General features: G+C 72.9%; 13 protein-coding genes. 11 read left to right on the plus strand and 2 right to left on the minus strand.

Going from position 1 to position 13,236, the window contains the following annotated elements:
* The first annotated feature begins 6 nt into the window (after positions 1-6).
* From rimO to ACH4F2_RS26835, 8 genes are all read left to right on the plus strand, one after another.
* On the plus strand, positions 7-1,488 hold the full coding sequence (rimO, locus tag ACH4F2_RS26800; protein ID WP_398135303.1) for a 30S ribosomal protein S12 methylthiotransferase RimO: 1,482 nt from the start codon (positions 7-9) through the stop codon (positions 1,486-1,488).
* Positions 1,485-2,273, plus strand: coding sequence for a CDP-diacylglycerol--glycerol-3-phosphate 3-phosphatidyltransferase (gene pgsA / locus ACH4F2_RS26805; protein WP_398135304.1), 789 nt, complete (start codon positions 1,485-1,487; stop codon positions 2,271-2,273). The genes rimO and pgsA overlap by 4 nt, the downstream gene beginning before the upstream one ends.
* Complete coding sequence (locus ACH4F2_RS26810; RefSeq protein WP_398135305.1) at positions 2,270-2,815, plus strand: CinA family protein; 546 nt, start codon at positions 2,270-2,272, stop codon at positions 2,813-2,815. Before pgsA ends, ACH4F2_RS26810 begins: the two co-directional genes overlap by 4 nt.
* A 109-nt stretch (positions 2,816-2,924) precedes the next feature.
* A complete protein-coding gene (locus ACH4F2_RS26815; RefSeq protein ID WP_007387871.1) occupies positions 2,925-3,305 on the plus strand; it encodes a helix-turn-helix domain-containing protein in 381 nt (126 codons plus the stop codon).
* Positions 3,306-3,477: 172 nt separating this feature from the next.
* Positions 3,478-3,948: a Dps family protein gene (locus tag ACH4F2_RS26820; protein ID WP_398135306.1), complete on the plus strand. Its 471-nt coding sequence runs from the start codon at positions 3,478-3,480 to the stop codon at positions 3,946-3,948.
* A 7-nt stretch (positions 3,949-3,955) separates the two neighbouring features.
* On the plus strand, positions 3,956-4,273 hold the full coding sequence (locus ACH4F2_RS26825; RefSeq protein ID WP_398135307.1) for a hypothetical protein: 318 nt from the start codon (positions 3,956-3,958) through the stop codon (positions 4,271-4,273).
* Positions 4,274-4,333: 60 nt separating this feature from the next.
* Complete coding sequence (locus ACH4F2_RS26830; RefSeq protein ID WP_398135308.1) at positions 4,334-4,726, plus strand: ArsR/SmtB family transcription factor; 393 nt, start codon at positions 4,334-4,336, stop codon at positions 4,724-4,726.
* The gene (locus tag ACH4F2_RS26835; RefSeq protein ID WP_398135309.1) at positions 4,723-5,208 is read left to right on the plus strand and encodes an SRPBCC domain-containing protein; all 486 of its coding nucleotides are present in this window, start codon (positions 4,723-4,725) and stop codon (positions 5,206-5,208) included. The genes ACH4F2_RS26830 and ACH4F2_RS26835 overlap by 4 nt, the downstream gene beginning before the upstream one ends.
* Position 5,209: 1 nt before the next feature.
* Here the strand turns inward: ACH4F2_RS26835 and ACH4F2_RS26840 are convergent, their stop codons facing one another.
* Complete coding sequence (locus ACH4F2_RS26840; RefSeq protein ID WP_398135310.1) at positions 5,210-6,049, minus strand: Fpg/Nei family DNA glycosylase; 840 nt, start codon at positions 6,047-6,049, stop codon at positions 5,210-5,212.
* An 18-nt stretch (positions 6,050-6,067) separates the two neighbouring features.
* The gene (locus ACH4F2_RS26845) at positions 6,068-11,098 is read right to left on the minus strand and encodes an ATP-dependent helicase (protein ID WP_398135311.1); all 5,031 of its coding nucleotides are present in this window, start codon (positions 11,096-11,098) and stop codon (positions 6,068-6,070) included.
* A gap of 206 nt (positions 11,099-11,304) precedes the next feature.
* Here ACH4F2_RS26845 and ACH4F2_RS26850 point away from each other — a divergent pair, with 206 nt between their 5' ends.
* The 3 genes from ACH4F2_RS26850 to ACH4F2_RS26860 are packed head-to-tail and all read left to right on the plus strand — an operon-like array spanning position 11,305 to position 13,231.
* Positions 11,305-12,171: an AraC family transcriptional regulator gene (locus ACH4F2_RS26850; RefSeq protein WP_398135312.1), complete on the plus strand. Its 867-nt coding sequence runs from the start codon at positions 11,305-11,307 to the stop codon at positions 12,169-12,171.
* The gene (locus tag ACH4F2_RS26855) at positions 12,168-12,926 is read left to right on the plus strand and encodes an AzlC family ABC transporter permease (protein WP_398135313.1); all 759 of its coding nucleotides are present in this window, start codon (positions 12,168-12,170) and stop codon (positions 12,924-12,926) included. The genes ACH4F2_RS26850 and ACH4F2_RS26855 overlap by 4 nt, the downstream gene beginning before the upstream one ends.
* Positions 12,923-13,231 (plus strand): AzlD domain-containing protein, encoded by a 309-nt coding sequence (locus ACH4F2_RS26860; RefSeq protein ID WP_398135314.1) that lies wholly within the window; start codon positions 12,923-12,925, stop codon positions 13,229-13,231. Before ACH4F2_RS26855 ends, ACH4F2_RS26860 begins: the two co-directional genes overlap by 4 nt.
* The last annotated feature ends 5 nt before the right edge of the window (positions 13,232-13,236 follow it).

Consider the following 13,236-nt stretch of genomic DNA (forward strand, 5'->3'; position numbering starts at 1 on the left):
GAGCCCATGCCTGAAAGCCGTACCGTCGCACTCGTCACCCTTGGCTGCGCCCGTAACGAGGTGGACTCGGAGGAGCTCGCAGGCCGTCTGGAGGCGGACGGCTGGAAGCTCGTCGACGACGCCGAGGAAGCGGACGTCGCCGTCGTGAACACCTGCGGCTTCGTCGAGGCCGCCAAGAAGGACTCCGTCGACGCCCTCCTGGAGGCCAACGACCTCAAGGGCCACGGCAGAACGCAGGCCGTGGTGGCGGTGGGCTGCATGGCCGAGCGGTACGGCAAGGAGCTCGCCGAGGCCCTTCCCGAGGCCGACGGTGTACTCGGCTTCGACGACTACACCGACATCTCCGACCGCCTGCAGACCATCCTGAACGGCGGCATCCACGCCGCCCACACCCCGCGCGACCGTCGCAAGCTGCTGCCGATCAGCCCCGCCGAGCGCCAGGAGGCCGGTGCCTCCGTCGCCCTGCCGGGGCACGGTCCGACCGACCTCCCCGACGGCGTCGCCCCCGCCTCCGGGCCCCGCGCGCCGCTGCGCCGCCGCCTGGACGGCTCCCCGGTCGCCTCGGTGAAGCTGGCCTCCGGCTGCGACCGGCGCTGCTCCTTCTGCGCCATCCCGTCCTTCCGCGGCTCCTTCATCTCGCGCCGCCCGAGCGACGTGCTGAACGAGACGCGGTGGCTGGCCGAGCAGGGCGTCAAGGAGATCATGCTGGTCTCCGAGAACAACACCTCCTACGGCAAGGACCTCGGCGACATCCGCCTGCTGGAGTCGCTGCTGCCGAACCTCGCCGACGTCGACGGCATCGAGCGCGTGCGCGTCAGCTACCTCCAGCCGGCCGAGATGCGCCCCGGCCTCATCGACGTACTGACCTCCACCCCGAAGGTCGTGCCCTACTTCGACCTCTCCTTCCAGCACTCCGCGCCGAACGTGCTCCGAGCAATGCGCCGCTTCGGCGACACCGACCGCTTCCTGGAACTGCTGGACACCATCCGGAGCAAGGCCCCCGAGGCCGGCGTGCGCTCCAACTTCATCGTGGGCTTCCCCGGCGAGAGCGCCTCCGACCTCGCCGAGCTGGAGCGGTTCCTGAACCACGCGCGGCTGGACGCCATCGGCGTCTTCGGTTACTCCGACGAGGAGGGCACCGAGGCGGCGACCTACGGCGACAAGCTGGACGAGGACGTCGTCGCCGACCGGCTGGCACGTGTGTCCCGCCTGGCCGAGGAACTCGTCTCGCAGCGGGCCGAGGAGCGGGTCGGCGCGACCGTGCGCGTGCTCGTCGAGTCCGTGGAGTCCGCGGACGAGGGGGACGGCGTGCGCGGCCGCGCGGAGCACCAGGCGCCGGAGACGGACGGCCAGGTGCTGCTCACGAGCGGCGAAGGCCTGAGTGTCGGTCGTATGGTCGAGGCGAAGGTGGTCGGTACGGAGGGTGTCGACCTGGTGGCCGAACCGCTGCCGGGCTCGCCCGAGTGGAGTGAGGAGGCCGGCAGATGACCGGAGTCCCGGCGTCCGCCGCGGGCGGCTCCTCCGGCGCGCGCAGGGTCGGCCCGCGTGGCGCCTCGGGCGCCGCGCAGGAACCGGCGGAGCGTACGACTCCGGGAGGCGCCGTGGAACGGGGCGCGGCGGAACGAGGTGCCACCGAGGGTGGTGCGGCCGGGCGCGGCGGCAAGATCGCGGCCGCCGCCGTCAACCAGGCGAGCGTCTGGAACGTCGCCAATCTGCTGACCATGCTCCGGCTGCTCCTGGTGCCGGCCTTCGTCGCGCTGATGCTGGGCAACGGCGGGTACGACCCGGCCTGGCGGTCGTTCGCCTGGGCGGCCTTCGCCGTCGCCATGATCACCGATCTCTTCGACGGTCACCTGGCGCGCACCTACAACCTCGTCACCGACTTCGGGAAGATCGCCGACCCCATCGCCGACAAGGCGATCATGGGGGCGGCGCTCATCTGTCTGTCCGCGCTGGGCGACCTGCCGTGGTGGGTGACGGCCGTCATCCTCGGCCGGGAACTGGGGATCACCGTGCTGCGTTTCGTGGTCATCCGGTACGGCGTCATCCCCGCGAGCCGCGGGGGCAAGCTCAAGACCCTCACCCAGGGCATCGCCGTCGGCATGTACGTCCTGGCGCTGACGGGTCCCCTGGCCACCCTGAGGTTCTGGGTGATGGCGGCGGCGGTCGTCCTGACGGTGGCGACCGGACTCGACTATGTGAAGCAGGCCATCGTGCTGCGCCGTCAGGGAATCGCCGAGCGCACAGCGGCGTTGAAGGAGACGGAAGCTTGAGTTCCACGGCCGCCGACGTGGTGCGACTACTCACCGTGAAGGGCGAGACCCTCGCGGTCGCCGAGTCGCTGACCGGTGGAATGGTGGCGGCCGAGATCACGGCGGTCCCCGGAGCGTCCAAGGCGTTCCGAGGGTCCGTGACCGCCTATGCGACAGAGCTGAAGCGGGAACTGCTCGGCGTCGACGCAACGGTGCTCGCGGCTCGTGGAGCGGTGGATCCGCAGGTCGCCGCCGAGATGGCGGCAGGCGTACGCGAGGCGCTGGGTGCCGACTGGGGTATCGCGACGACGGGCGTCGCCGGCCCGGATCCGCAGGACGGACAGCCGGTGGGCACGGTCTTCGTGGCTGTCGACGGGCCCTTCGGAGCAGACGACGGTTCCGCCTCTGGCGGAAAAGTGGAGGCGCTGCGGTTGAACGGCGATCGCGCGGAAATTCGTATGGAGAGTGTACGGAGCGTACTCGCACTCCTTTTGAGGGAGCTTGCGGGCGAACAGACCGGGAATGAGCGGGCACAGGATACGGAACGGAACGGGGGGTTTTGATGTTTGCAGCCCTGAGTGAACACGACATCGCTCCCCGCACGGCCGCGGCGCGAGGCGGTACGGTGGGGCGTGAAGGATGCGGTTACACGGTCCGAGGAGGGAGCCACCGATGATTCTGCTCCGTCGCCTGCTGGGTGACGTGCTGCGTCGGCAGCGCCAGCGCCAGGGCCGTACTCTGCGCGAAGTCTCCTCGTCCGCCCGAGTCTCACTCGGCTATCTCTCCGAGGTGGAGCGGGGGCAGAAGGAGGCTTCTTCCGAGCTGCTCTCCGCCATCTGCGACGCGCTGGACGTACGGATGTCCGAGCTCATGCGAGAAGTGAGCGACGAACTGGCCCTCGCCGAGCTGGCCCAGTCCGCTGCGGCCACGCCCAGCGAGACCGTGCCCGCGCCGGTGCGCCCAATGCTGGGTTCCGTGTCGGTGACCGGTGTGCCACCGGAACGGGTGACCATCAAGGCGCCCGCCGAGGCAGTGGACGTCGTCGCCGCCTGAGCGCTGAGAACGTGTGCGTGTGAGGCCCCGGCCGGGGTCTTTCCGGGAGACCGGAGAGGTGCGGTCGGGGTTTTTGCGTGCCTGGGCCTCAGCACTCGCCCGGTTTGCCGGTCCCCGGTGGTGCGGTCATCGTGGAGGGACATGGCCGGGGGGCCGACCGACGGAGGCGCGGATGTACGTCGTGAAGAGCCCGTTGTCCGATGCGAACCTGAAGACGGTGTCCGAGGCGCTGCAAGGCGCCCTCGTCGACCTGGTGGACCTGTCCCTGGTGGCGAAGCAGATCCACTGGAACGTGGTCGGTCCGCGGTTCCGCTCCGTACACCTCCAACTCGACGAACTGGTCGGCACCGCGCGCACGCACTCCGACACCGTGGCGGAGCGCGCCTCGGCGCTCGGTGTGTCCCCGGACGGGCGTGCCGCGACGGTGGCCGTCGGCAGCGGCATCGGTGTGACCCCGGAAGGGTGGGTCGACGACACCGCGGCCGTACAGACGATCGTGGACGCGCTGGGCGCGGTGATCGGGCGGATGCGGGAGCGTATCGCGGCGACCGGGGATCCGGATCCCGTGAGCCAGGACCTCTTCATTCAGGTCACGGCCGACCTGGAGAAGCAGCACTGGATGTTCCAGGCCGGAAACGGATGACCCGGTTATGACGTCCGCGCGGACTGCTCGCCGGGCGGCCGCGCTGGGGCTGGGTGCGTTGTGGTGGTGGGCCGTGCTGCGTCTGGCGCTCGAGCCCCGCGCCGGGGTGCTCGAAGGGGCGGTCGCGGCCGGCGGCTGGGGACTGAGCGTGCTGCCGGTGCACTGTGTGCCCAGACGCCGGGCCGTGGGTGCCTTGGAGGCGGGGCGGTGGAGACGCGCCCTGCGCACGGCCTCGGGCGCCTCGCCCTCGGGGCGGCCCGGGGCGGAGGCGGGGTCCGGATCGGAGGTGGGGTCCGGCAGCCCGTCCGGTGTGGACGGGCCGTGACGGTGACCGTCGACGCCCGGCGCTTTACAGGGGGACGTGACTCGACTAACGTACAACCAAATGGTTGTAGATGGGGTGCCCGAAGGAATCGAAAGAGCCGAGGAAGGTGTGAACCGCTTGTTCCACGCCCTCGCCGACATGACGCGCCGCGACATCCTGCGTCGCTGCCTACGGGACGACGTGTCGGTGTCGCGACTGGCCGAGGCCTATCCGATGAGCTTCGCCGCGGTGCAGAAGCACGTCGCGGTACTGGAGCGGGCCGGCCTCGTGGTCAAGCAGCGCCGCGGGCGGGAGCAACTCGTGCGTACCGAGCCCGACGCCGTGAACCGGGCCCGGCAGGCACTGGACGAACTGGAGACGGCCTGGCGCGGCCGGGTGGAGCGCATGTCCCAGATGCTCGCCCAGGACGCGGAACCCGAGGCACACCACCCGACGGAAGGACAGAACCGATGAGTGTCACCAGCCTTGACAAGGATCTCGACAACCTGACCCTCACCCTGACCGCCGACTTCGCCGCCCCCGTCGAACGGGTGTGGCAGCTGTGGTCCGACCCGAGGCAACTGGAGCGCTGGTGGGGCCCGCCGACCTACCCGGCGACGGTGGAGGAGTACGACCTGACCCCTGGCGGAGACGTCACGTACTTCATGACCGGACCCGAGGGTGACAAGCACCGCGGGTGGTGGCGGATCACCTCCGTCACCGAGCCCACGTCCCTCGAGTTCACCGACGGATTCGCCGACGCGGACGGCGTGCGGAGCGCCGGCATGCCGACGACGACGACCCGGGTGACGCTCACCGAGCGAGACGGCGGCACTCGCATGGAGATGCGCTCGGCCTTCGACACCCGGGAGCAGATGGACCAGCTCATGAAGATGGGCATGGAGGAGGGACTGCGGGAGGCGGTCGGTCAGATGGACGGCCTGCTCGCCGGCTGAGTCACCCGGTCCCGCGCCGCGGCCCGGTAGCGGCAGGGCCGTCCGGGCGCGGTGAGGGACCGGTCTGGCAGGTCGGGCACCAGTACGTGGGGCGCTCTCGGGAGCCGTCGCCCTGGTTCGCCACGCGCACCGATGTGCCGCAGCGCAGGCAGGGGCGGGGCGCTCGGCCGTACACGAACAGGTCCTGGCCCCGCAGGCCCGTCGTACGGCGGACCGGGCGGTCGCGGTTGGCCTCCAGGAGCTTCTTCGCGAGCGCGGTCAGCTTCACGGCGTGCGCGGCGGGCAGGTCCCCTACGGGGAGCCAGGGAGTCACGCCGAGCAGGAAGCAGAGCTCGCACTTGTAGACGTTGCCGATACCCGCCAGATTGCGCTGGTCGAGCAGGGCCTCGCCGAGCAGGCGGGCGGGCTCCGCGCGCAGGTTGGCCAGGGCCTGTCCGGGGTCCCAGTCCGGGCCCAGCAGGTCCGGGCCGAGGTGGCCGACGGCGCGCTCCTCGTCGGCGGTGCGGAGGATTTCCAGCACCGGGAGGCGGTAGCCGACTGCCGTGCGGTCGGCGGTGCCGAGGATCACCCGGATCTGGTGCGCGGGGCCGCCGCTCCAGCGCTGACCGGCCGCGAACACCTTCCAGGAGCCGTCCATCCGCAGGTGCGAGTGCACCGTCAGGCCGCCCTCGACGCGGGTGAGCAGGTGCTTGCCGCGTGGGGTGACGTCCAGGACCGTACGGCCGGTGAGGTCGGCCGTGGCGTGCCGGGGCACGCGGAAGTCGCTTCGGGTCAGCACTTCGCCCGCGAGGGCGTCGTGCAGCCTTCGTGCGGCCTGCCAGACCGTGTCTCCTTCGGGCATGGGACAAGGGTGCCAGGCTCAGGCTCTGATGCGCAGGCCGCGTGGGGTGGCGATGAACCCCGCCTCCTCCAGCAGGGGACCGAAGGGGGACGTCAGAGCCGCCGTGCCGTTGACGCGCTCCACCGTGACCGTGCCGAGCGAACCGGCGAGGGCGGCCGAGGCGAGGGCCTCCGTGGCGGCTCGCAGATGGGTGTCCTCGGTGGGTGGACCGTCCGGCGCGGAGGGCCACAGCAGGAGCGTCTTGCCGCCGCGCTCCATGTAGAGCGTCGGCTCGCCCTCCACGAGCACCACCAGGGAGCCTGCCTTGCGGCCCGGCTTGTGCGTGGCACCGGCCGGGGGATCGGGCCAGGTGAGGGCCGCGCCGTACGCGTTCGCCGGGTCGGCGGCGGCCAGGACGACGGCCCGTGGGGCGGCGGAGGGCCGGCCGTGGCGGGTGGGGAATCCGGTGTCGTACGAGTCGCGCGGGCCACCGAGGCCGCCGCCGCGTGGGCCGCCGAAGCCGCCGCGTGGGCCGCCGAAGCCGTCCTGTGCGCCGCCGCCGCGTGGGCCGCCGGCGCCCGGTTCCGCATGGTCGCGGGGGGAGACGTAGGCATCCTGGGAAGGCGGAAAGTGCCGGGATGCCGCGAAGGCGTCGCCGGGTCGGTCCGGGGCACCGGTGTTCTCGTGGCCGCTGGCCGCGAAGCCGGCGAAGGGTGAGTCGCCGGAGACGGGATCCTCCGGGCCGTCGGTGCCGTCGGTGCCGTCGGGTGAGGCGTGGTTGTGGGGGCCGGCGCCGGTGAACTCCGGCCGGCCGGGCGGGCCCTCGCCGCGCTCCCGGGCGTTCGAGACGGCGCGCAACCGGTCCACGGCGCCCTCCATGGCGAACTGCGCCGCGCCGAGCCCCTCCACGACATAGCCGCGCCGGGCCTGACCGCTCTCCTCGAAGGCGGCCAGGATGCGGTACACCGCCGAGAAGCCGCCTTCGACGCCCTCGGCGGCGACGGCGCCACGGGTCACCACGCCGTGCCGGTCCAGGAGGGTGCGGGCCAGGGCGTGGGCACGCACCGTGCTGTCACCCTCGCGGGCCGGGAGCAGCGACCAGCGGCCCGCGACAGTCGGCGGGCCGGTGCGGGACGCGGGACGGGCGGCGGCCGTCAGCGAGCCGTAACGTCCGCGTGGCACGGCGCGCTTGGCGCGGTGTGCGGTGGAGCCCGCGGTGCGGCCGGAGCCCAGCAGGGAGCGCAGGGGCGCGAGCGTGTCGTTCGTCAGCCGTCCGGACCAGGCCAGGTCCCACAGGGCGTCGGCGAGCTGAGGATCGGTGACGTCCGGGTGGGTGGTGGCGCGGACCTGGTCGGCGATCTGCCGGAAGAACAGGCCGTAGCCGCCGGAGAGGATGTCGAGCACGGACTGGTGGAGGGCGGTCGGCTCCAGGGGGTGCGGGTGCGGCAGGAGCAGCGGGGCCGCGTCCGCCAGATAGAGGGAGACCCAGCCGTCCTTCCCGGGGAGCGAGCCGGCCCCCGCCCACACCACCTCACCGGCGGCCGTGAGCTCGTCCAGCATTGCCGGGTGGTAGTTCGCCACCCGGGAGGGCAGGACCAGTTTCTCCAGGGCGGAGGCCGGGACGGAGGCGCCCTGCAACTGCTCGACGGCGCGGACCAGCCCGTCGATGCCCCGCAGCGCGTGCCCCTTGCCGATGTGCTGCCACTGGGGGAGGAACTGGCCGAGCGCGGCCGGCGGTACCGGCTCCAGTTCGTGCCGCAGCGCGGCCAGGGAACGGCGGCGCAGTCGGCGCAGCACCGTCGCGTCGCACCACTCCTGACCGATCCCGGCCGGATGGAACTCGCCCTGCACGACCCGGCCCGCCGCCGCGAGCCGCTGCAGGGCGCCCTCGGTGACCGCGACGCCCAGACCGAAGCGGGCCGCCGCGGTGACCGACGTGAACGGGCCGTGGGTACGGGCGTGGCGGGCGATGAGGTCACCGAGGGGGTCCTTGACCGGCTCGGTGAAGGCCTCGGGCACGCCCACGGGCAGCGCTGTGCCGAGCGCGTCGCGCAGCCGGCCCGCGTCCTCGATCGCGGCCCAGTGGTCGGCGCCGGCGATACGCACCCTGATCGCGCGGCGGGCGGCGGCCAGCTCCTGGGCCCAGTGCGGCTCGGCGCCCCGCTCGGCCAGCTCGGCGTCGGTGAGCGGGCCGAGCAGCCGCAGCCTGTCCGCGACGCCCTCCGGGTCCTTGATGCGGCGGTCCTCGGTGAGCCACTGCAGCTCGCGCTCCAGCTCGGTGAGCACCTCCGCGTCGAGCAGCTCGCGCAGCTCCGCCTGACCCAGCAGTTCGGCCAGCAGCCGCGAGTCCAGGGACAGGGCGGCGGCGCGGCGCTCGGCGAGAGGCGAGTCACCCTCGTAGAGGAACTGGGCGACGTATCCGAAGAGCAGGGAGCGGGCGAACGGGGACGGCTCCGGGGTGGTGACCTCGACAAGGCGCACCTTGCGGGCTTCCAGGTCGCCCATCAGCTCGACCAGGCCGGGCACGTCGAAGACGTCCTGGAGGCACTCGCGGACCGCTTCCAGGACGATCGGGAACGATCCGTACTCGCTCGCCACCTCCAGCAGCTGCGCGGCGCGCTGGCGCTGCTGCCACAGCGGGGTCCGCTTGCCGGGGCTGCGGCGCGGCAGCAGCAGCGCGCGGGCGGCGCACTCGCGGAAGCGGGACGCGAACAGGGCCGAGCCGCCCACCTGGTCGGTGACGACCCGGTCGACCTCGCCCTTGTCGAAGGCGACGTCGGCCGCGCCGACGGGCGCCTGCTCGGCGTCGTACTCCAGTCCTGGCTTGGCCGGCTCCTGGTCGAACAGGTCGAGGCCCATCAGGTCGGCGTCGGGCAGGCGCAGCACGATGCCGTCGTCGGCGTGCATGACCTGGGCGTCCATGCCGTACCGCTCGGACAGGCGGGCGCCGAGCGCGAGGGCCCAGGGGGCGTGGACCTGGGCGCCGAAGGGGGAGTGGATCACGACCCGCCAGTCGCCGAGCTCGTCCCGGAAGCGTTCCACGACGATGGTGCGGTCGTCGGGGACGTGGCCGCAGGCCTCGCGCTGTTCGTCGAGGTACGCCAGGACGTTGTCCGCGGCCCAGGCGTCCAGCCCCGCGGTGGCCAGACGCAGCCGGGCGTCCTCCTTGGTGAGGGCGCCGACCTCGCGCAGGAACGCGCCCAGCGCGCGGCCCAGTTCCAGAGGGCGTCCCAGCTGGTCGCCCTTCCAGAACGGCAGCCGTCCCGGCACGCCCGGCGCGGGTGAGACCAGGACCCGGTCGCGTGTGATGTCCTCGATCCGCCAGGAACTGGTGCCGAGCGTGAAGACGTCCCCGACGCGTGACTCGTAAACCATCTCCTCGTCGAGCTCGCCGACCCGGCCGCCCCCCTTTTTCGGATCGGCACCGGCGAGGAAGACCCCGAAGAGCCCCCGGTCGGGGATCGTGCCGCCCGAGGTGACCGCGAGGCGCTGCGCCCCCGGGCGGCCGGTGACCGTGCCGGCGACCCGGTCCCACACCACGCGCGGGCGCAGCTCGGCGAACGCGTCGGACGGGTAGCGGCCCGCGAGCATGTCCAGGACGGCCGTGAAGGCGGACTCCGGCAGAGAGGCGAAGGGCGCGGCGCGGCGGACGGTGGCGAGCAGGTCGTCGACCTGCCAGGTGTCCAGCGCCGTCATCGCCACGAGCTGCTGGGCCAGGACGTCCAGCGGATTCGCGGGGACCCTGAGCGCCTCGATGGCACCGCTGCGCATCCGCTCGGTGACCACGGCGGCCTGCACCAGGTCGCCGCGGTACTTGGGGAAGACCACGCCCGTGGAGACGGCGCCGACCTGGTGGCCCGCTCGGCCGACGCGCTGGAGGCCGGAGGCCACGGAGGGCGGTGACTCGACCTGGACGACGAGGTCGACGGCGCCCATGTCGATGCCCAGTTCGAGGCTGGAAGTGGCGACCACCGCGGGCAGGCGGCCCGCCTTGAGGTCCTCCTCGACGAGGGATCGCTGCTCCTTGGAGACCGATCCGTGGTGGGCGCGGGCGATCACCGGCGGGGCGCCCTGGGCGGCCCCCGAGCCGCCCATGAGTTCGGCGGGGGAGTGGTGCTCGCCCAGGGGCTCACCGGTCGCCCGCTCGTACGCGATCTCGTTGAGCCTGTTGCACAGGCGCTCGGCCAGACGCCGGGAGTTGGCGAAGACGATCGTGGAGCGGTGCGACTGGACGAGATCGGTGATCCGCTCTTCGACGTGCGGCCAGATCGACGGGCGCTCCGCGCCCTCGTTGCCGTCCGCGACGGGGGAGCCGCCCAGCTCGCCCAGGTCCTCCACCGGGACGACGACGGACAGGTCGAACTCCTTGCCCGAGTCCGGCTGGACGATCTCCACCCTCCCGCGCGGTGCGAGGAACCGCGCGACCTCGTCCACCGGGCGGACCGTCGCCGAGAGGCCGATGCGGCGGGCCGGCTTCGGGAGCAGCTCGTCCAGCCGCTCCAGGGTGAGCGCGAGGTGGGCGCCGCGCTTGGTGCCCGCGACCGCGTGCACCTCGTCCAGGATCACCGTCTCGATGCCGGTCAGCGCGTCGCGCGTGGCCGACGTCAGCATCAGGAAGAGGGACTCCGGAGTGGTGATCAGGATGTCCGGCGGGCGGGTGGACAGGGCCCGCCGCTCGGCGGGCGGGGTGTCACCGGAACGGATGCCGACCTTGACCTCGGGTTCGGGCAGGCCGAGGCGTACGGATTCCTGGCGGATGCCGGTCAGCGGGCTGCGGAGATTGCGCTCGACGTCGACGGCGAGGGCCTTGAGCGGGGAGACGTACAGGACGCGGCAACGCTTCTTGGGGTCGGCGGGCGGGGGCGTCGAGGCGAGCTGGTCCAGGGCGGCGAGGAAGGCGGCCAGCGTCTTGCCGGAGCCGGTCGGGGCGACCACCAGCACGTCCGAGCCCTCGGAGATGGCCTGCCACGCGCCCGCCTGGGCGGCGGTGGGCGCGGAGAAGGCACCCGTGAACCAGCCGCGGGTCGCGGGGGAGAAGCCGTCCAGGGCTCGGTGTGCGGAGCTGACCATGGATCCATCGTGCACCCGGCCACTGACAATCGGCCTGAGCTGGGCGGATGCCGGGCGGTGACTCGTGGGCGGGCTGGGGGTGGCTCCGGTCGGGAGCCACCCGGGCCAGAGCCCTGGAGGCCGACCACCGGCGGCACAGAAGCAGTGGCGCAGCAGCGGTGGCGCAGGGAGGCCGTGGCGGAGAGGCAGTGGCGGAGAATACGAGTATGACGGCATCGGGTGAGCGGGCACGGCACTGGCGGTACACAGAGCTGCCAGACGTCGATCTGCTGCGGGCCCGGTACATACGGAAAACCTTCGTACGCCACACGCATGAGCACTTCGTGATCGCCGCCATCGCCGACGGAGTGGAGGTCTTCCACCACGGCGGGAGCGATCAGTACGCCGGGGCGGGATCGCTCGCCCTGGTCAACCCGGACACACCGCACACGGGCCGGGCCAAAGGACCCGAGGGGTGGCGGTACGGGGCCGTCTATCCGGCGCCCGAGCTGGTGGCCGGCATCGCTGCGGAGACGACCACGCTGCGCGGGACGCCCGGGTTCGTCCGGCCGGTGCTCGACGACCCGTACGCCGTCGAGCTGGTGCACCGCGTGCTGCGGGCTGCCGACGAGGGGAACGCGCTCGCTGCCGACACCCTGCTGCGGGTGGCCGTGACCCGGCTGCTGCGGCTGAACGGCGGCCCGCTGCCGAGGCGGGAGGTGCGGACGGCCGGAACCCGGATCGCGGCACGCGCGCGTGCCGTGCTGGAGGAGCGCATGGCCGCCCCGCCGAGTCTGGAGCGGCTCGCCGGGGAGCTCGGGAGCAGCCCGTTCGCGCTGCTGCGCGCCTTCCGGGACGCCTACGGCATGCCGCCCCACACCTGGCTGACGGATGCCCGGGTGCGCCGTGCCCGGCGGCTGCTGGACGCCGGTACGACACCGTCCGAAGCCGCCGTCGCCGTGGGCTTCACCGACCAGCCGCACCTGAACCGGCACTTCGCGCGGATCGTGGGCGTACCGCCCGGCGCATACCAGCGGGAGCGCAAGAACGTACAAGACGCGCGGCGGCGGCTTCTTCTACCGTCCGAGGCGTGACAGAAAAGACAGCAGTCCCTGACACGGGCGTCGTCGTCGGAGCCAAGCCGGACGCCGCCGTCGTACGGGACGCCCTCGGGGTCGGGGTCGCCGTCGGACTCTCCGGGTTCGCCTTCGGGGTGACCTCGGCCGGCAGCGGACTGACGCTCATGCAGACGTGTGCCCTCAGCCTCCTGGTGTTCACCGGAGCTTCCCAGTTCGCGCTCGTGGGCGCGCTCGCGGCCGGCGGCAACCCGCTCACCGCCGCGGCGGGGGCCTTCTTCCTGGGCGTGCGCAACGCCTTCTACGGGCTGCGGCTTTCGCAGTTGCTGGCCCTCCCGCGCGCGGTGCGGCCGTTCGCCGCGCAGTGGGTCATAGACGAGACGACGGCCGTGGCCCTCGCCCAGCCCACGCGGCGAAGCGTCCGGATCGGGTTCACCGTCACCGGGCTCAGCCTGTATCTGCTGTGGAACCTCACCACACTGCTCGGTGCGCTGGGCGCGGAGGCCATCGGGGACACCGACGCCTGGGGGCTCGACGCGGCCGGCCCCGCGGTCTTCCTGGCGCTGCTCGCGCCGATGCTGAAGACCACCGCCGAGCGGGCGGTGGCCGCCCTGGCCGTCCTCCTGGGGCTCGGCCTGCTGCCCGTGCTGCCCGCCGGAGTGCCCGTCCTGGTGGCCGCGCTGGCGGCACCGGTCGTCCTGTGGGCACAGGGACGTCGCGGGAGCCGCGTTGTCGAGGACTGCGCGCGGTCCGCCCGGGAGGAGGAGCGATGAACGTCTGGATTGCCATCGGCGTGACCGCGGTCGGCTGCTACGCCGTCAAGCTTCTCGGCCTGCTGGTGCCCGCCGGTGCCGTGGAGCGGCCTCTGGTCCGGCGGCTCGCCGCCCTGGTGCCCGTCGCCCTCCTCGCCGCGCTCACCGCCCAGCAGACCTTCTCCGACGGGCCCGCGCTCGTGCTGGACGCGCGGGCCGCAGGAGTCGCCGCGGCCGCCGTGGCGCTGGTGCTTCGCGCGCCGTTCCTGCTCGTCGTCGCGGCGGCCGTGGTGGTGACCGCGGGCGTACGGGCCATGGCCGGGTGATACGC

It is taken from the genome of Streptomyces sp. NPDC017890, from assembly GCF_044328675.1.
In the GTDB taxonomy this organism is placed as follows: Bacteria; Actinomycetota; Actinomycetes; order Streptomycetales; family Streptomycetaceae; genus Streptomyces.

What these genes read in the sequence shown, in the direction of transcription:
- rimO (WP_398135303.1), top strand. Translation starts at nt 7, where the DNA reads ATGCCTGAAAGCCGTACCGTCGCACTCGTCACCCTTGGCTGCGCCCGT.
- pgsA (WP_398135304.1), top strand. Translation starts at nt 1,485, where the DNA reads ATGACCGGAGTCCCGGCGTCCGCCGCGGGCGGCTCCTCCGGCGCGCGC.
- ACH4F2_RS26815 (WP_007387871.1), top strand. Translation starts at nt 2,925, where the DNA reads ATGATTCTGCTCCGTCGCCTGCTGGGTGACGTGCTGCGTCGGCAGCGC.
- ACH4F2_RS26820 (WP_398135306.1), top strand. Translation starts at nt 3,478, where the DNA reads ATGTACGTCGTGAAGAGCCCGTTGTCCGATGCGAACCTGAAGACGGTG.
- ACH4F2_RS26825 (WP_398135307.1), top strand. Translation starts at nt 3,956, where the DNA reads ATGACGTCCGCGCGGACTGCTCGCCGGGCGGCCGCGCTGGGGCTGGGT.
- ACH4F2_RS26830 (WP_398135308.1), top strand. Translation starts at nt 4,334, where the DNA reads ATGGTTGTAGATGGGGTGCCCGAAGGAATCGAAAGAGCCGAGGAAGGT.
- ACH4F2_RS26835 (WP_398135309.1), top strand. Translation starts at nt 4,723, where the DNA reads ATGAGTGTCACCAGCCTTGACAAGGATCTCGACAACCTGACCCTCACC.
- ACH4F2_RS26840 (WP_398135310.1), bottom strand. Translation starts at nt 6,049, where the DNA reads ATGCCCGAAGGAGACACGGTCTGGCAGGCCGCACGAAGGCTGCACGAC.
- ACH4F2_RS26845 (WP_398135311.1), bottom strand. Translation starts at nt 11,098, where the DNA reads ATGGTCAGCTCCGCACACCGAGCCCTGGACGGCTTCTCCCCCGCGACC.
- ACH4F2_RS26850 (WP_398135312.1), top strand. Translation starts at nt 11,305, where the DNA reads ATGACGGCATCGGGTGAGCGGGCACGGCACTGGCGGTACACAGAGCTG.
- ACH4F2_RS26860 (WP_398135314.1), top strand. Translation starts at nt 12,923, where the DNA reads ATGAACGTCTGGATTGCCATCGGCGTGACCGCGGTCGGCTGCTACGCC.